The following is a 17,410-nucleotide window of genomic DNA, read 5'->3' as shown; positions in this document are numbered from 1 at the left end:
ATTATATGGGCAGCAGGCGCGCGGGGGTAGAGCAACATGCCGGTGCGCGTTGTGCTCTGCGCAAGATTCACACAATCCGTGCCGTCATTCGGCGGATGCGACCGCTTGTTCCGCCTCGCCGACCGTGCTCAGCGCGTTGAGCGTGCGCGGGTAGCCGATGTACGGCAGGCACTGCAGCACGACTTTGCGCAACAGGTCGGCGCTGTTGCCCACGCCGATGTTCGCCTTCGCGTGCGCGAGCAGCTGCGGTTCCACGCCGCCTTGGGCGGCGAGGTAGCAGAATGTGATCATCTCGCGCTGCGCGTTGGTCAGTCCCGTGCGCGTGTAGTAGTCGCCGAAGCAGTTGTCTGCGAGCCAATAGTTGATTTTGCTGCGCTCGTAGCTCTTGTCCATGCCTTCACCGAACAGCTCGACCTGCTTCGCGTTGCCTGCTTCCAGCCGGTTCTCCGGGGTGGTGGTGGATTGGTCGGGCAGCGGCAGCCTCACGCCGCGCGCTTCAAGCACCTCGTTCGTGATGCCGAGGAACGGGCGCACGCGGCCGATGCCGAGGTAATCCACCGCCTGATACACGGTTTCCTTCACCTGCACGGGCGTGAGGCCCGCGTCGAGCGCGCGCACCAGCTGGATGCGGAATTCGTCGGCGCCCTGGCAGCCGAGCAGTGTCGCGAGGATCGCGAGATAGCGCGTCTGTGGGTCGAGCGCGGTGTCGGGGTCCTGCGCCACTTCGACGTCCGCGAAGTGCAGCATGCGCTCGGCGAAACCCGGGTCGGTGCGGCGCAGATCGTCATTCTGATTCGTCATGATGAGCCTGATTTCTGAGTATTGATTACTTGGTATTAACTACTTGAGCTTCGCGTATTCGGTTTCGTCGACCGGCTCGAGCCACTCGTTGCTCTTGCCTTCGCCCGGCACATCGATCGCGATGTGAGAGAACCAGCTGCCGGGAGCGGCGCCGTGCCAATGCTTCGTGTTCGCCGGAATGTGCACCACGGTGCCCGGGGTCATCGCGACCGGCTCCTGCCTTTCGGTCTGCGCGTAGCCGCGGCCGCCCACGCAGATGAGCATCTGGCCGCCGCCCCGCGTGGCATGGTGGATGTGCCAATGGTTGATGCAGCCCGGTTCGAACGTCACGTTCGCCATGCTCACCTGCTCATTGGAGATCGACGCGAGCCAGCTGCGGCCGGTGAAATACTGTGCGTACGCGCTGTTCGGCTCACCGACCGGGATTGGATATGCGTTCATATGTGCCTCACTTTGTTGGCTGTCTGCCTTGCATTATTGGCCGATTGTTTGTATGCAGCAAATCATGAGAATGCATAGGTTGTATGCGGATTTCGCATATGCAAAAAGCCGGCTGCGCCATGCAAGTTGCGCAGCCGGCTAAACCCTTGCCTGGTTTACAGGTTCTTCTCGAAGAACTGTTCAATCACCTCGAACGATCCGCCTGGGCGGGCTGATGCATGCCCGACCTGAGACGGCGTTCGGTTTGGCGTGCAACGGCGCCGTGTCCGTGCGTCTTGTGGATACGAGCGCGGACACGGGCCTTGCATTATACCCACGCTTGAGGCAGAACTTCATCTGGTGTGGCGCCGCAACCGCCCGTTGAGCCCGGTCGCCGAACGGTTCCTCACGCAGATCCGCAGTGCGCGCTGATCACAGATGCGTGATGCACAGCAGCGGCAGGCTGAAGCACACGCAGAACCCGCAGAGGCCGGTCACTGTGGTGACCACGGGGCGGACCAATGATTTCCAGCCGCCCATGCGTCCCTGTCGGCGGTATCTCTTCTCCACTACGGCCGCGCCGATCCAGCATGCCAGACCGGCGACCGTGCCGGCGACGAGCAGCCACAGGTTCGTTGCGGAGTGGTTGAGCCATGCGCGGATCGCGTCATTCGGCGCGCCGTCGAACGACGACAGCAGCACCGGCATCACCAGTGCATAGCCGAGAATGAGGAGCGCGGCTTCCGCGATCAGTACCATGCGGTGTGTCTGTTGGTTCTGCTCGTTTGCCATACGTGTGTTCCCTTTCCCTGAATTGGCCGCGCGCAGGCTCAGTCCTCGCCTTGCGCGGCCTTCGGCACGCCGCCCATCTCACACAGTTCGTCGATTGTGACGAACGAGTATCCCTGCTTCTTCAGGTCGTCGATGATGCCGGGCAGGGCCTGGATGTCCTGCGTGCGGTCGCCGCCGCCGTCGTGCATCAGCGCGATCGCGCCGTTGTACGCATTCTTCATCACCTCGTCATGGATCGCCTTGGCGCCGGGGCGCTTCCAATCCAAGGTGTCGATCGTCCACAGCACGTTCCGGTCGAGCACCGTGGCGGCGTCCTTCCACTGCTGCACGCCGAACGCGCCGTACGGGGCGCGCAATGTGCGCGTGACAGTGCCGGAGGCTTCCTTGAGGTCGGCGAAGCTCGTGGTGATCTCCTTGCGCAGCTCCTGTGCGGACATGTTGGGCAGGTAGGGGTGCGAGACGCTGTGCGAGGCCACCTGGTGCCCCTCCTTGACCATGCGCTGTTCGAGCGTGGGCATGGCGAGCGCCTCTTCGCCCAGGTCGAAGAACGTGGCCTTCACTTTTTTCTTCTTGAGGATGTCGAGAATCGGCCCGGTGTATTGGCTCGGACCGTCGTCGAAGGTCAGCGCGATGACCTTCTTGCCTTCGGGCTGCGGCGAGAACGACTGCACAGTGAGCTTCTTCATCGGCTCCACCGTGCGCTTCTTGATTTCCTGTTTCGACCGCTTGCCTATCCAAATTTCGTTCGTGCCGTCCTCGCCCTGCTGTGTGACCACTTGGATCGGCCCGTTGTTGAGGTTGATGTCTGTGGTGAACGGCACAGTGCGCTGTTCCACGGTGTGCTCCTCGGTGCGGTCGGTGCCCGGCGTGACCGTCATCGTGGTGGCGCGGGCGAGCGTTGTGCTGCCGTACTCGCTCACGGGGATGGCCGTGCCGTCGAGCTTGACCTGCACGGCGTTGCCGCCGGCCGGTTCGAGCACGTCGCCTTTGAGTGAGACGAGCCTGCCTGGTTTGCGTTGAAAACTGTCATGGTCTTTCAGGAACTGCGCCACGGTCGTGTCGGCGCGCGCGTGCAGTTGATCGCCGTCCACGGTGATGCTGACCTGCCGCCAGTGGTTCTGCCACATCCACCAGCCGAATCCCGCGCCTGCCACCACGAGCAACGCCACCGCCACGGTGACGAGCGCTGTGGCCACCGGCCCCATGCCGCGCTTGGCCGTGGCGATGTCCAGTTCCTCGACATCGCCGGTGTCCGTGGCATCTGCTGCGTCTTCGAGATTCCAATCGTCGTTGGGTCGCGGGTCTGTGCTGTTCATCGTGGTCACAACGCTTTCTTCGTGTGAATTGAGATGCCTGCTGCGGGTATCGGTGGGGTTGGTCTGCTGTAAGCCAGCCTAGCAGAGTCGCCCGTAGACGCACCCTTATATACATGTGCGCGCGCCACTCTTCACAATTGGCGTGATGTAAGCGACAATTCCACGCTCAGGGCGTGTTTTTACGCATGGGCGCCGGTAGCGCGCGGGATAATGGTGCGTATGACTATTGCAACGCCGGAACGATATGCCCAGATGCTCGACGCCGCCCGCCGCGGCGGTTACGCGTACCCCGCGATCAATGTGACAAGCAGCCAGACGCTCAATGCGGCTCTGCAAGGGCTCGCGGACGCCGGATCGGACGGCATCATCCAAGTGTCGGTCGGCGGCGCCGCCTATTTCTCCGGCCAGCGTGTGGCGGACCGTGTGACCGGTTCGCTTGCCTTCGCCGCATTCGCGCACGAGGTGGCGCGCAAATACCCGAACATCACCGTGGCCCTGCACACCGACCACTGCGCCAAGCAGTACCTGGGCGAATGGGTCGAGCCGCTGCTCGACATCGAGATCGACGAAGTCAAACACGGCCGTGAGCCGATGTTCCAGTCGCACATGTGGGACGGTTCGACCGTGCCGCTGCACGAGAACATCGAGATCGCGCGCCGGCTGCTCGACAAGTCCGTGCAGGCGCACACCGTGCTCGAAATCGAGATCGGCGCGGTGGGCGGCGAAGAGGACGGCCATAGCGCGGAAATCAACGAAAAGCTGTATTCCACGGTCGAAGATGGCGTCGAAGTGGCCAATGCGCTCGGACTGGGCGAGCGCGGCCGGTACATGGCGGCGTTCACGTTCGGCAATGTGCACGGCGCATACAAGCCGGGCGTGGTCAAGCTGCGCCCCGGCCTGCTCCATGAGATCCAGCAAGGCGTGTGGAACGGTGTGCAGAGCGGCACGGTGCATGCCGTCCTCGACGCGGACGTGCCCGAAGGCAAGCCGTTCGAGCTCGTGTTCCACGGCGGATCCGGCTCCACCGCGCAGGAGATCGCCGAAGCCGTCTCGTACGGGGTGGTGAAGATGAACATCGACACCGACACGCAGTACGCGTTCACGCGCGCGGTGGCGGGCCACATGTTCCGCCATTACGATGAGGTGCTCAAGGTCGACGGCGAAGTAGGCAACAAGAAGATGTACGACCCGCGTTCGTGGGGGCGCGAGGCCGAGGATTCGATGGCCGCGCGCGTCGTCGAGGCGTGCGAGCGACTCGGATCCGCCGGCCGCGCGCTCAAGTAACGCCGCTTCGCCCCTCTGGCGGCGCCCCTCTAGCCAAACGGGCAGGGCGTGGGGTAACCTTGCCTCGGCGGGAATACGGCGACCCAGAGGAGCGAACATGCCCGGAATCGTATTGATCGGCGCCCAGTGGGGCGACGAAGGCAAAGGCAAAGCCACCGATCTGATCGGCACCAAGGTGGATTATGTTGCCCGGTTCAACGGCGGCAACAACGCAGGCCACACGGTGGTGGTGGGCGACGAATCGTATGCGCTGCACCTGCTGCCGTCCGGCATCATCAGCCCGCGCGCCACGCCGGTCATCGGCAATGGCGTTGTGGTGGATCCCGAAGTGCTGTTCCAGGAGATCGATGGGCTCGAAAGCCGCGGCATCGATTGCTCGCGTCTGCTCGTGAGCGAATCCGCGCATATCATCGCGCCGTACCACCGCACGATCGACAAGGTCACCGAACGCTTCGCCGGCAAGAAGAAGATCGGCACCACCGGCCGTGGCATCGGCCCGGCCTACGCCGACAAGATCAACCGCGTGGGCATCCGTGTGCACGACCTGTTCAACGAGGAGCATCTGCGCGACAAGGTGTCCAGCTCGCTGCACCAGAAGAACCAGATGCTCGTCAAGCTCTACAACCGCAGGCCCATCGACGTGGACCAGACGGTGGAGGAGCTGCTCGAACTGGGCAAGCGCCTCAAGCCGTATGTGGCGAACACCTCGCTCGTGCTCAACGACGCCCTCGACGACGGCAAGACCGTGCTGTTCGAAGGCGGTCAGGCCACGATGCTCGACGTGGACCACGGCACCTATCCATTCGTCACCTCGTCGAATCCCACGGCTGGCGGCGCCTGCACCGGCACCGGTGTGGGCCCGACCAAGATCGACCGCGTGATCGGCGTCTCCAAGGCGTATGTAACGCGTGTGGGCGAAGGCCCGTTCCCCACCGAACTGTTTGACGAGTGGGGCGACTGGCTGCGCGCGCAAGGCCACGAATACGGTGTGACGACCGGCCGCCCGCGCCGCTGCGGCTGGTTCGACGCGGTGGTCAACCGCTACGCCACGCAAGTCAACGGCTTGACGGACATCGTGCTCACGAAGCTCGACGTGCTTACCGGGCTCGATGAGATCCCGATCTGCGTCGCCTACGACGTGGACGGCGTGCGCTACGACGACATGCCGACCGACCAAGCCGCGTTCGCCGCCGCCAAGCCGATTTACGAGACGATGCCCGGCTGGACCGAAGATATCTCGCAGGTGCACAGCTTCGATGAGCTGCCGGCCAACTGCCAGGCCTACGTCAAGCGCCTCGAAGAGCTGTCCAATTGCCGCATCTCGGTCATTGGCACCGGCCCGCAGCGCGACCACATCATCGAAATCCATTCGCTCATTGACTGACGTCCACCACGTGGCGTGCGCTGTCCGTGCCCTGTTGCATTGGGCTATCATGGGCAGCACACGCCCAAGCCCAAAGAAGTACCGAGGCGGTGACATCCCACAATGCATACGTACGACGACGGCGATCCGCGCGGTCAGTCGCTGACGGCGCACACCGAACCAGATCATGAACCGGCGGCGAACGCAGACTCAGACAACCCACTGACCCGCGATTTCGAACAGGAGCTGCTGCGTCCGCACCCCACCGGCGCCGCGGCTGCGCGCAAGCCGCCGAGCGTGCCGCTCGCGCCGCTCAAACGCGTGCAGGCGCGGTTCAATCCGCTCGCCGACGTCATGGTGTATCTCGTCGTGTTCATCGGCGGCTGTTTCGGCACGGCACTGCGTTACGGCCTGTGGCTGTGGCTGCCGTACCGGGGCACCACAAACCATCTGCTGATGGCGTTCCCCCCGGCCACATTCATCGCCAACATGATCGCGACCTTCGTCTTCGCACTGCTGTCGTCGTACATGACCCAGGCGATCTGGATCCGCAAACGCGCGCGGCAACTGATCAGCCGCGGCGTCGGCATGGGCATGTGCGGCGGCTTCTCCACGCTTTCGGCCATGATGATCGAAGACATCACCGCCATGCACAACGGCGGCTATTGGGGATTCTTCCTCTACACCATGGTCACGTTCATCGTGGGTATCGCAGTCGCATGGTTCGGCTCATGGCTCGGACTGCAGCTCACCAAGAAACGTTCCGCCAAGCAGGCGGTGGCCGAGGCGTTGCGCATGCAGACGCGCGCCAAGCCGGCGATCGGCGTGCGTGTGCCGACCGACCCGGAGGTGGCGGGGGCGCATACCACCGATTCGAACGACGAACTGCAGTCGGCGTCGCTTGCCGCCCTGGCCGCGACGACGCACACCGGCGACCCCGACCCGGACACCGACGAGATTCCCGTGGTGGCCGACCCGATGACGGGGGAGGTGAAGTGATGGGCCAGTTCCTGTTGATCTGTGCATGCGGCGGCGTGGGCGCCGTGGCGCGCTTTGTGCTCAACACCTCGATCCAACGCAGCTGGCGCAAGCTCTTCCCTCTCTCCACGTTCATCATCAACGTGCTCGCGTCGCTGCTCGCGGGCGTGGCGGCCGCCGCCTACACATACCAGACGGTGAATTACTACACGTATCTGCTGTTCGTGACTGGCTTCCTCGGCGGTTTTTCCACGTTCTCCACGGCGGTCAACGAGATGGTCTCGCTCGCCAAGAGCAAAAAGCTCGTGATGGCGGCCTTCTACTTCCTCGTCACCCTCGTCATACCATTCGGCATGGTGATCGTGGGCTGGTGGATCGGCTCGATGGGGCGCTGAAGCTACCGCGTTGTAGCGCGTCCCTCGAGCGTGACCGGGACGATTTCAGGTTGCGGCGCCTGCGCCATGGATTGCCGCGCGTCGCCTGCTAATCGTGCGATTTCCGCTTCGATCTTGTCTGCGATGCCGCACGCGATCGCCCGGAAATCCTGACGGACCACGGTCAGCGGCAGTCCTGCGCAATCGGCCGTCATTGTGCCGTCATATGCCACGATCTGCAGTTGCCCGGGCACGGCGATCCCGCGCATTGTCGCCTCCTGCATCGCGAATGCGGCGGCCAAATCTGCGCCGACAAACGCGTCGATGCCCGGGTGAGCGTTGAACACGCCATGCACCGCGCGCCGCACGCCGTCGAGGTCGCACACCTCGCCGGACTCGACGTACGTGTGCGCGATGCCGGCCTGGGAAAGGCATTTTTCCAGCGTCTGCACGTAGCGCACCGTGGGGAAGGTCGTGTTCGATCCGCTGAGATCGGTGAATTGCGCGCGCGGGCCGCCGACAATCGCGACGTTGCGCGCGCCGGTGCTGGCAAGCAGGTCGGCGATCAGCTCGCCGCCGTGCGCGTGGTCCGAGCTCACCTGTGCGATGTGCGCGCCGAGATTGCGGTCGAAGGCGACGATCGGACGCCCGATCGACGTCCAATAGTCGCTGTCATGCGTGGTGTGCGCGGCGACGACGAGCGCGTCGAGGCTGCGCTGGCGCAGCATCTCGACGTACTGTGCTTCGCCGTTCGCGGAGTCGACGGTCGAGCACAGCATGGTGCGCAGTGAGCGGGCGGCGAACTCGCGCTGCAGATGCGCGGTGAGCGTCGCGAAGAACGGATGCTGGATGGTGGGCACGATGACGCCGACGATGCCGGTCTTGCCGTGATAGAAGTTGCGGGCGAGCTCATTGGGCACATAGTTGAGTTCGCGCATCGCCTGCTCGACCTTGTCGCGCATGTCCTGCGACACATAGCCGGTGCCGTTGATGACGAGCGAGACGCTGCTCAACGAGACTCCCGCTTTCTTTGCGACATCGCGCATGCCGACCATATGTGCCTCCTCGCTGTTGTGCTCCGGGGTCGAACCGGTTTTATTGTATGCGCAGCCGCCATGTGCGCCAACCGCCGTCCCGTGTGTGCTTGTGGGCGCGGCGCTTGGCGGCTGTTGGTGACTGGATGGTAGATGCGGGCGGCCGTTTGCGCGGCGATTGACGGCTGTGGGTGTCTAGTGGGTAGCTACGGAGTGCTGTGTGTGCAGTGGAAAGTGGCTGTAGGTGTCTAGGGGGTAGTTACCGACAGCTGTTGTTCTGCTTTGGGGCGGCTGTTAGTGACTATGCAGTAGCAGCGGACGGCCTTGTATGCGGCGGATGGGTGATGTTTCTGCTGCCTGTCAGTCGCTGGTGAGCTGGAAACTGCTGTCAATATGCTTGCACACATCAGTGAACGACACCGATCCGTCAAGTAGCACGGTGAGCCAATGCTCCTTGTTCATGTGGTATCCGCGGGCGTATCCGGGTTGTGTGGAAAGCTCGTTGATGAGCTCAGGGTCCACCTTGACGACAGCCACGAATGTCTCTTCGTTCGGGTTGTTCGCTTTTTCGCCGATCTGCTCGTACATGGCATTGGCGAGGAATGCGAACCATTTGCCTTTGCCGTCGCGCGAAGGGTGGCGGAAGACATCGTATTCCGGGTATTCCTGCCATAGGTGTTCCGGCTGCACGCCATAGCGTTCGCTTATGTAATCATTGGCCTGATCATACATGGTTGCCGAGGTGTCGCTCTTGTTGTCATAAGCCCCAGTCTAGGCCCGTGCCGCTAGGCCGTCTGGTCCCATCGTGAGGAGCCAAATGTGATTGAGACCGGTAAGCGTGTCGATATGCGATGGCTGTAGGCGTCTAGTGGGTAGTTGCCTACAGCTGTTTTCCTACTTTGGATTGGCTGTTGGCGTCTATGGGGTAGCGACATCCGACCATTTATCCGCACCAAGTTGACTGTCGGTGTCTAGTGGGTAGTCATGGTGTGCTGTTTATGCAGAGGGAGGTGGCTGTGGATGTCTAGGGGGTAGCCACGCGCAGCCGTGAAAAAGGAGACGGGTTGCAGAGAGGTGAGGGAAGGTCTGGGTAGGCGGAAGGAGAAGGGGCGAGAAGGAGAAGGGGGAGGGGTATACCCTAGAGGGCCTGCTGTATATCGAACCGGTTCGACACGCCGAGACGAAGATGGTTGCATGGCTGTGGGAACAGTGTGATAATCGCTATCGAACCGGTTCGACACAGTAAGCGTACGGCTCACCGCGCGGAAAAGCGCACCTGTGCTGAATCGGCTCCCGGGCTACCGGGCCGTTTAGTCCCAACGGCGTGATTGATCGACCATAACCGACTCGACGAGGAGGAACTCGTGAAGAACAAAGTGCAGCTCATCACCTATGCGGACCGAGTGGGCGATGGCAATCTCGCATCCCTGACCGACATCCTGCGCACCCGTTTCGCCGGCGTGTATGAAGGCGTGCATATCCTGCCGTTCTTCACGCCGTTCGACGGCGCCGACGCTGGCTTCGACCCCATCGACCACACGAAAGTCGACCCGCGCCTCGGTGATTGGGATGACATCGCCGAGCTCTCCAAGACACACGACATCATGGTCGACGCGATCGTCAACCACATGAGCTGGCAGTCGCGCCAGTTCCAGGATGTGCTCAAGCACGGCGAAGAGTCCGAGTATTACCCGATGTTCCTGACGATGAGCTCGGTCTTCCCGGACGGTGCGACCGAAGAGGAGCTCGCCGGGATCTACCGCCCGCGCCCGGGCCTGCCGTTCACCCACTACACCTTCGCCGGCAAGACGCGCCTGGTGTGGGTCACGTTCACGCCGCAGCAGGTGGACATCGACACCGACTCCGCCGAAGGCTGGGCGTACCTGATGTCGATCTTCGACCGGATGGGCACATCGCACGTCAAGTACATTCGCCTCGATGCCGTCGGTTATGGCGCAAAAGAGGCCGGCACGAGCTGCTTCATGACACCCAAGACCTTCGCTCTGATCTCCCGTTTGCGCGAGGAGGGCGCCAAGCGCGGACTCGAGATCCTCATCGAGGTGCACTCGTACTACAAGAAGCAGGTGGAGATCGCCGCGAAGGTGGACCGCGTCTATGACTTCGCGCTGCCCCCGCTGCTGCTGCATTCGCTGTTCACCGGCCGTGTGGACGCGCTCGCGCACTGGACCGAGATCCGCCCGAACAACGCCGTCACCGTGCTGGACACGCACGATGGCATCGGCGTCATCGACATCGGCTCCGACCAGCTCGACCGCTCGCTCAAGGGCCTCGTTCCCGACGAGGACGTCGACGCCATGGTCGAGACGATCGCGAAGAACACGCACGGCGAGTCGAAGGCTGCGACCGGCGCCGCCGCGTCGAACCTCGACCTGTACCAGGTGAACTCCACGTATTATTCCGCGCTCGGCGGCAACGACCAGCACTACATCGCTGCGCGCGCCGTGCAGTTCTTCCTGCCGGGTGTGCCGCAGGTGTACTACGTCGGCGCGCTCGCCGGCAGCAACGACATGGAGTTGCTCAAGCGCACCAATGTCGGCCGCGACATCAACCGCCACTACTACACGACCGCGGAGATCGACGCGAACCTCGAGCGGCCCGTCGTACGCGCGCTCAACGCGCTCGCGAAGTTCCGCAACGAGCTGCCCGCGTTCGATGGCGGCTTCAACTACGCCGTCGACGGCGAGACGATGAGTTTCACGTGGAACGATGGTGCGACTTCCGCCACCCTGCGCTTCACACCTTCGCGGGGCATGGGCGCGGACAACGCCCAACCCGTGGCCGTGCTCACGTGGGCAGACGCCGCCGGCGAGCACACGAGCGACGACCTGATTGCGAATCCGCCTGTGGTGCACATGGACTGAACGCCGCAGCATTCTGCGCAACTCCCGCCCGCCGCTGCCTATGCTGGGTATTCGTCGCCGCCCTCATCATGCGCATCCGCAATGTGAAGTGATTGTCGCTTTTACTGTGCGAAGAGGTGCACGTAGTCGTCGGAACTCATGCTGCGCACGGTCGAGCGCTGGAATGCGGTGCGGTCACGGGTGATGATGAAGTCGATTGAATTGATTTCCGCCACCGCCCGGATGAGTCCGTCCTCAAAATCGGGCTCATCCGATCGCGCCGCCAGTTCGCAAGCCTCCTGACCGACTGATAGTACTACGAATAGGTCAAGAAACAGCTCAATATATTGCCGGGCGGTTTGCTCATCGATGTATTTGCGTGCAATGTAATACATGTCTTTCAGTGAGCCGGGGGTTACGAAAATGGTGAGGCTTTCTGCTCCGGCCATGTGTACAAGCGTCGCTGCCGCGCTGGAGTGCGGTCTGTCTGGCACTATGTAATCGAGCAGGATATTGGTGTCAAGCAGGATGCGGCGTGCATTAGACATGTCGGTTCCTCAGTTCCTCACGAACCTCACTGTCTGACATGGTGGCGAGTGGCGTGCCGCTCGGTACTGTTGCACGGAGCGCCTCCAGGCGCTGCATCGCCGTCTGTTTGCGTGAACGCCGTGAACTGGAGTCGTCATACACGGGAATGTCGCCAGTGCTGGCGATGTGCGCCCATAGATCGCGAATCACGCTGTTTGGTGTGGCGCCTGCTTCGCGGATACGTGCGTTCGCAATGGCCTTGGTCGTGGAATCCACACTTGCGCTGACCGTTGATGTGCTCATATGCCCTCCCCGTTAGCCGTGTATCTACTGTAGATAATTCTATCATTGATTATGGGTGTTGTAAGGGATGTACGAGACCATCACTCTGCCCCACACACAATGCGCGGTTAGTGGCAACGGCTGCGCGCACCGTACAGTGCGGCTATCGTTGTCTGTATGAACGATCAGTCACCACAACAGAACCCGAACGAGCCCGAGCGCCCCGCGCCGCGCCCGTTCCCGAACTCCGACTACGTGCGCCCGGGCATCGACGACCGCCCCGATCTGGACAAGGCGCTCACCGACGAGGACAAAGCCGCGGTCGCGCGCCTCGCCGTGCGCCAGAAGCCGAAGACACCGCCCGCCGCGGCCGACCAGCCGGAAGTGCAGGCCGCGGCGATGGGAGTCACCGCGCCCGTCGGTGGTGCGGATGAGCCCGTGCCGGCCCTCGAGTCCGCATTCCTCGACATGCGCGACCCGATGGTGGATGCCAACGGCGACCGCCCCACGAAAACCCAGATCCTGCGCATGAAGATTGGCTTCGCGTGCACGGCGTTCTTCCTCGCGCTTGCGCTCGCCGCACTCAACATCACACTTGTGCCGCAGGAGCTCGACGCGCTGAGCGGCCCGGTGGGCGGCGCCATTGGGCTCGCCTGGGTGCTTGGTGTGGGCATTGTGTGCTCATTCGTCGCCACGATCTTCTTCCTGCCGCTGTCCGACCATACGCGCACGCCGTTCGGCCGTCGCGCGCCTTGGTTCGCCGGCGGCACAATCCTCTCCGTCATCTTCGCGTTCGCCCTCAGCGCGTGCCATGCGCCGGCCGCCGTCGGCATCGTCTGGGCGATCATGCAGATCGGCATCGCCGCCGCGCTGTGCTCACTGCACGCGTCGCTCGGCGAGCGTGTCCCCGACAAATTCCGCGACGCCGTGGGCCGCTGGCGCACGGTCGGCCTGCTCGCGGGCCTCGTGTGCGGCATCTGGCTCGGCGTGCTCATGGCGCATAACCCGGCCGAAGGCATGGATCTGTGCGCCATCGGCCTGCTCATTGCGGGCATCGTGGGCCTGTTCGTGATTCCGCGCGAATCGTCGACGGTCTATTCGCGCGCCAAGCCGATGACGAACGACGATCTGCTCGTGACGCTGCGCGTGCCGCACCCCACGCGCGCATGGCGCATGATCTGCTTCACGCGCCTGTTCGCTTCGGCCGGCGCGGTGCTCGCGATCGCGTTCGTCTGGTTCGTCGTGCGCTATCTGCACGGCGCCGGCGAGGGGCTCGATGTGCGCGCCACGATGATCATGGTCGCGTTGATGGGCCTGCTGGCGTGCGCGATGGCGCTGCTGAGTGAAGGCGTCACCGACCTGATCCGCTCGTCGACAGACAACGACCAGCTCGTGCTCATGGTGGGTGTTGTGCTGTCCATTGTTGCGGCGGTTGTGCCGCTCGTCAGCTATACGACCGCCGGGCTATACGTGTTCGCGGGTGTCGGCGGGTTCGCCGTGCACATGGTCGACGATGCGCTGCAGGCGCTCGCCGTCTCCTCGGTGCCGCAGATTGACCGCGCGGCTGGCTACCTGGCCGTGTTCAACTCGAGCGCGACGCTCGGGCGTCTGCTCGGCGTTGCAGCCGGCGGATTCGTCTTCGCCTTTGCGGCCACGTTCTCGAGCGTCTTCCTATGGGCGGCGGTCGCGTTCGCGCTCGCCGGGGTGTGCGCGGCCGTGGCGATCGCCTCGTCACGCAAGCAGGGATGATGTGGCTGCCTGATCGCCGAGCCGCCCGTATCGCAGATGAAGTTGTCTCACTATGTGGATAAACGAGGGTGATGCAGGGTGGCTCGGCGTAGGTTCGGTGCCAACGTGATGACCACGCAGGATACACGAAAGGAGGCTCGTCATGGCCGGTAATGCACGACTGCAGATCGTACGAATTATTATCTCGCCATCGGCGAGCTGATTCGTATATCCGAACACAGCCCCGCCGACGGTGGTGGGGACGGATCGTGAACTACCTCGGACCCCGCCATGTGTGCGGGGTTTTTGCGTTTGTGCCCCAATCCATGAACGCAGGCACACTACCAGGAGGTTTTCATGACCGCAGTCGAAACAGAGGCGGAATCCGCCGCAGCCACATTCGCCCGGCCGGCGTCGCGTGCAGCACGCTCGTCGGTGGGCACGATCATCGCCGCATCCATGGTGGGCACGACGATTGAGTTCTACGATTTCTACGCGTACGGCACCGCCGCGGCGAACTATTTCCCGCACGTGTTCTTCTCCGACACCACGAATCCGACCGTCGCGCTGCTGCTCTCGCTCGTCACCTTCGCCGTCGCGTTCCTCGCGCGGCCGGTCGGTTCGCTCATCTTCGGGCATTTCGGCGATTCGATCGGGCGCAAGGCGACGCTCGTCGTCTCGCTGATGACGATGGGCGTGGCGACATTCCTCATCGGCTGCCTGCCCGGCTACGACGCATGGGGCGTGTGGGCCGTGCTCGCGCTGTGCGTGTGCCGCTTCGTGCAGGGCATCGGTTTGGGTGGCGAATGGTCGGGCGCGGCGCTCGTCGCGACCGAAAACGCGCCAGTGGACAAGCGCGCGCTGTACGGTTCGTTCCCCGAGCTTGGCGCGCCGATCGGATTCTTCCTGTGCAACGGCACATATGTGGTGCTCGAGATGTTCAACGACGACGCGGCGATGCTCGCGTGGGGTTGGCGCGTGCCGTTCCTGCTGTCGTCGCTGCTCGTGGTCGTGGGTCTGCTCGTGCGCGTGCATATGGAGGAGACGCCCGCGTTCCGGGCCGCGCAGCAGAGCCGGCGCGTCGTCAAGGCGCCGGCCGTCGAGGTGTTCCGCACGAGCTGGCGGCAGGTGCTGCAGGCCACGTTCCTTGTGGCCGTCACATATACGCTGTTCTACACGCTCGCCACATGGTCGCTCGCGTGGGCCACGAAAAGCGACGCGCAGGGCGGTGGCGGACTCGGTTTCTCCACCAAGGAATACATGACGATGCTCATGGTCTCCGTCTGTGTGTTCGCGGCGTTCATCGTGCTCTCGTGCGTCTTCGCGGACCGGCTGGGGCGCCGCCGCGTGATCATCGGCTCGTCGGTCGCGCTGCTCGTCTTCGCCGCGCTGTTCCCGCTGCTGATGAACCGCAATGTCGTCGGCGTGCACAACACCGCCGCCGCGATGCTGTTCCTGTGCCTCGGTTTTGCGCTGATGGGCGTCGCGTTCGGGCCAATCGGCGCGCTGCTGCCGGAACTGTTCAGTGTCAATGTGCGTTATACCGGCTCCGGCATCGGCTACAACCTCGCGGCGATCGTCGGCGCAGCGTTCGTCCCCTCGGTCGCCACATGGCTCTCGTCGCATTGGGGCGTCGGGTCGGTGGGGCTCTATTTGGGCGTCATGGCGCTGTGCTGCCTTGTGGCGATCCTGACGTGCCATGAAACCAAAGACGTGGATTACATGCAGTGATCCCGCACATGCGTTCACTGTTCGCGGCGTTGAGAAAGGAGGGCTGTGGCGGCGACGCGGGCCGCGCCGGGAGCGTCCACTATGTGGGCGGATTATCTTGCTGATTTCAGACAGACGAGGAGGGGTATGCGCCATTTTCCAAAAGAAACCGTGTGTATCCCAAAACGAAGCGTCAACGGTATCCAAAAGATGGACTTGAGGCGGAAGCGCCTGCGGATTTCAGTAATATGAGGATTCAGTTTTGGAGGCAAAAGCTCCAACACAGTGGGAAACTTGCGTACACGGATTGCCGCCCCAAACCATGGTGCGCGCGGTCCATGTAACAGACACACAACAACACAAGCATCGCGGCAGGCTAAGATGCCCGCGCTGCAGACAACAAAGGAGTGCCAATTATGGCAGCACAGATCTGGTACGAAGACGACGGCGATCTCTCGGTTCTCGACGGCAAGAAGGTCGCGATCATCGGTTACGGCTCGCAGGGCCACGCGCACGCGCTCAACCTGCGTGACTCCGGTGTGGACGTCGTCGTCGGCCTGCGTCCGAACTCGAAGTCCGTGGAATTCGCCAAGGAGCAGGGTCTGGAAGTCAAGAGCGTTCCGGAAGCCGCTGCCGAAGCCGATGTGATCATGATCCTGGCCCCTGACCAGTATCAGAAGGGCATCTGGGAGAACGACATCGAGCCGAACATCAAGGAAGGCGCCGCTCTGGCCTTCGCGCACGGCTTCAACATCCACTACGGCTACATCAAGCCGTCCGAGGACCACCCGGTCTTCATGGTCGCCCCGAAGGGCCCGGGCCACATCGTCCGCCGCGAGTATGTGGCCGGCCGTGGCGTTCCGGTCGTGACCGCCGTTGAGCAGGATCCGCGCGGCGACGGCTGGGATCTGGCCCTCGCCTACGCCAAGGCCATCGGTGCCCTGCGCGCCGGCGCGATCAAGACCACCTTCAAGGAGGAGACCGAGACCGATCTCTTCGGTGAGCAGAACGTGCTCCTCGGTGGCGTCAACAAGCTCGTCGAGATGGGCTTCGAGGTCCTCACCGACGCCGGCTACCAGCCGGAGATCGCCTACTTCGAGGTCTGCCACGAGCTCAAGATGATCGTGGACCTGATGAACGAAGGCGGCCTGAACAAGGATCGTTGGAGCTGCTCCGACACCGCTCAGTACGGCGATTACGTCAACACCGTGATCGACGAGCACGCCCGTGAGCGCATGCAGTACCACCTGCAGCGCATCCAGGATGGCTCCTTCGCCAAGGAGTTCATGGACGACCAGGCCGCTGGCGCCCCGAAGTTCAAGCAGCTTCAGGAAGAGTACTCGAACGTCCGCATCGAGGAAGTCGGCCCGAAGCTCCGCGCGATGTTCTCCTGGAACAACGAAGCCGCGAAGGACGCCGATGAGGCCAACTCCTTCACCGGCAAGATCGCCCGCGCCCAGGTCCAGGACGCTGAGTGATCGCAGCCCGGCCCCAGCAGGCCGGGTAGCCTAACCTAGGTTTCAAGGTGGGGTGCACAACAACCGTTGTGCACCCCACCTTTGTGTTACGGGTAGTGCTCTTTTCGTTACGGGTAGTGCTTTTCCAGGAATCTTCTCCCCATAAACCGCTATTTTCCAACGATTCTACTTGGCGCTTGCCAGCAGAAGCACTACCCGTAACAACAGAAAGGGGCTCTTCTCAAGTTAGTGTGTAAGGGCCGTGCTTCATCATTGCTTGTGTGATAGAAAAATTGAATGAGGAAACACGGCCTGAACCCGAGTTTATCGTGTTCGACCCCCAACGTTTCCTTGGTTTGGATGAGATGGGTCTTCGTGTGCTCTCGTGGCGGCGTCTTGGCAGGCCGGACGGCCCGGGGTTAAGGCAGATCAGGTGCGAGCCGGACTCGCACGACGCACGCTGGTGCCCTCGTGCGGCGCGT

General features: G+C 62.9%; 16 protein-coding genes and 1 pseudogene. 9 read left to right on the top strand and 8 right to left on the bottom strand.

Features of this window, described 5'->3' with window-relative positions; all coding sequences use genetic code 11:
• Positions 1-84 precede the first annotated feature (84 nt).
• The 4 genes from BPSG_RS06810 to BPSG_RS06795 form a co-directional block, all read right to left on the bottom strand.
• A complete protein-coding gene (locus tag BPSG_RS06810; RefSeq protein WP_026643813.1) occupies positions 85-801 on the bottom strand; it encodes a carboxymuconolactone decarboxylase family protein in 717 nt (238 codons plus the stop codon).
• 39 nt (positions 802-840) lie between these two features.
• Positions 841-1,242, bottom strand: coding sequence for a cupin domain-containing protein (locus tag BPSG_RS06805; protein WP_026643814.1), 402 nt, complete (start codon positions 1,240-1,242; stop codon positions 841-843).
• 411 nt (positions 1,243-1,653) lie between these two features.
• The gene (locus BPSG_RS06800) at positions 1,654-2,013 is read right to left on the bottom strand and encodes a hypothetical protein (RefSeq protein WP_026643815.1); all 360 of its coding nucleotides are present in this window, start codon (positions 2,011-2,013) and stop codon (positions 1,654-1,656) included.
• A gap of 38 nt (positions 2,014-2,051) precedes the next feature.
• Positions 2,052-3,329, bottom strand: a complete 1,278-nt coding sequence (locus BPSG_RS06795) for a polysaccharide deacetylase family protein (protein ID WP_080699260.1) — start codon at positions 3,327-3,329, stop codon at positions 2,052-2,054.
• A gap of 219 nt (positions 3,330-3,548) precedes the next feature.
• Here BPSG_RS06795 and fbaA point away from each other — a divergent pair, with 219 nt between their 5' ends.
• The 4 genes from fbaA (at position 3,549) to BPSG_RS06775 (ending at position 7,349) form a co-directional block, all read left to right on the top strand.
• On the top strand, positions 3,549-4,613 hold the full coding sequence (gene fbaA / locus BPSG_RS06790) for a class II fructose-bisphosphate aldolase (protein WP_026643816.1): 1,065 nt from the start codon (positions 3,549-3,551) through the stop codon (positions 4,611-4,613).
• 97 nt (positions 4,614-4,710) lie between these two features.
• A complete protein-coding gene (locus BPSG_RS06785; protein ID WP_026643817.1) occupies positions 4,711-5,997 on the top strand; it encodes an adenylosuccinate synthase in 1,287 nt (428 codons plus the stop codon).
• A 102-nt stretch (positions 5,998-6,099) separates the two neighbouring features.
• On the top strand, positions 6,100-6,975 hold the full coding sequence (locus BPSG_RS06780) for a fluoride efflux transporter FluC (protein WP_051592056.1): 876 nt from the start codon (positions 6,100-6,102) through the stop codon (positions 6,973-6,975).
• The gene (locus BPSG_RS06775) at positions 6,975-7,349 is read left to right on the top strand and encodes a fluoride efflux transporter FluC (protein ID WP_026643818.1); all 375 of its coding nucleotides are present in this window, start codon (positions 6,975-6,977) and stop codon (positions 7,347-7,349) included. Before BPSG_RS06780 ends, BPSG_RS06775 begins: the two co-directional genes overlap by 1 nt.
• Before the next feature lie 2 nt (positions 7,350-7,351).
• Here the strand turns inward: BPSG_RS06775 and BPSG_RS06770 are convergent, their stop codons facing one another.
• Both BPSG_RS06770 and BPSG_RS06765 read right to left on the bottom strand, forming a co-directional pair.
• On the bottom strand, positions 7,352-8,383 hold the full coding sequence (locus BPSG_RS06770) for a LacI family DNA-binding transcriptional regulator (protein WP_026643819.1): 1,032 nt from the start codon (positions 8,381-8,383) through the stop codon (positions 7,352-7,354).
• A gap of 339 nt (positions 8,384-8,722) precedes the next feature.
• Positions 8,723-9,094: an MmcQ/YjbR family DNA-binding protein gene (locus BPSG_RS06765; RefSeq protein ID WP_026643820.1), complete on the bottom strand. Its 372-nt coding sequence runs from the start codon at positions 9,092-9,094 to the stop codon at positions 8,723-8,725.
• 632 nt (positions 9,095-9,726) lie between these two features.
• Between BPSG_RS06765 and gtfA the strand changes: the two genes are divergently transcribed.
• The gene (gene gtfA / locus BPSG_RS06760; RefSeq protein WP_026643821.1) at positions 9,727-11,244 is read left to right on the top strand and encodes a sucrose phosphorylase; all 1,518 of its coding nucleotides are present in this window, start codon (positions 9,727-9,729) and stop codon (positions 11,242-11,244) included.
• 101 nt (positions 11,245-11,345) lie between these two features.
• Here the strand turns inward: gtfA and BPSG_RS06755 are convergent, their stop codons facing one another.
• Positions 11,346-11,771 carry a type II toxin-antitoxin system VapC family toxin gene (locus BPSG_RS06755; protein ID WP_051592057.1) on the bottom strand — a complete coding sequence of 142 codons (426 nt, stop codon included), beginning with the start codon at positions 11,769-11,771 and terminating at the stop codon, positions 11,346-11,348.
• Positions 11,764-12,054 (bottom strand): type II toxin-antitoxin system RelB/DinJ family antitoxin, encoded by a 291-nt coding sequence (locus tag BPSG_RS08665; RefSeq protein WP_129851275.1) that lies wholly within the window; start codon positions 12,052-12,054, stop codon positions 11,764-11,766. Before BPSG_RS08665 ends, BPSG_RS06755 begins: the two co-directional genes overlap by 8 nt.
• Positions 12,055-12,210: 156 nt before the next feature.
• On the opposite strand from BPSG_RS08665, the gene BPSG_RS06750 reads away from it, so the two are divergent.
• The 4 genes and pseudogenes from BPSG_RS06750 to BPSG_RS08875 all read left to right on the top strand — a co-directional run.
• Positions 12,211-13,782 carry an MFS transporter gene (locus BPSG_RS06750; RefSeq protein WP_026643823.1) on the top strand — a complete coding sequence of 524 codons (1,572 nt, stop codon included), beginning with the start codon at positions 12,211-12,213 and terminating at the stop codon, positions 13,780-13,782.
• 336 nt (positions 13,783-14,118) lie between these two features.
• Positions 14,119-15,492 (top strand): MFS transporter, encoded by a 1,374-nt coding sequence (locus tag BPSG_RS06745; protein WP_026643824.1) that lies wholly within the window; start codon positions 14,119-14,121, stop codon positions 15,490-15,492.
• A 395-nt stretch (positions 15,493-15,887) separates the two neighbouring features.
• Positions 15,888-16,949: a ketol-acid reductoisomerase gene (gene ilvC, locus BPSG_RS06740; RefSeq protein ID WP_026643825.1), complete on the top strand. Its 1,062-nt coding sequence runs from the start codon at positions 15,888-15,890 to the stop codon at positions 16,947-16,949.
• A 272-nt stretch (positions 16,950-17,221) separates the two neighbouring features.
• Positions 17,222-17,410: pseudogene (locus BPSG_RS08875) on the top strand (ISL3-like element IS2001 family transposase); the annotation flags it as partial.

Source organism: Bifidobacterium pseudolongum subsp. globosum (assembly GCF_000741295.1).
Lineage (GTDB): Bacteria > Actinomycetota > Actinomycetes > Actinomycetales > Bifidobacteriaceae > Bifidobacterium > Bifidobacterium globosum.
The sequence above is the reverse complement of the archived record's forward strand: the minus strand, read 5'-3'. Positions and strand labels throughout refer to the sequence as shown.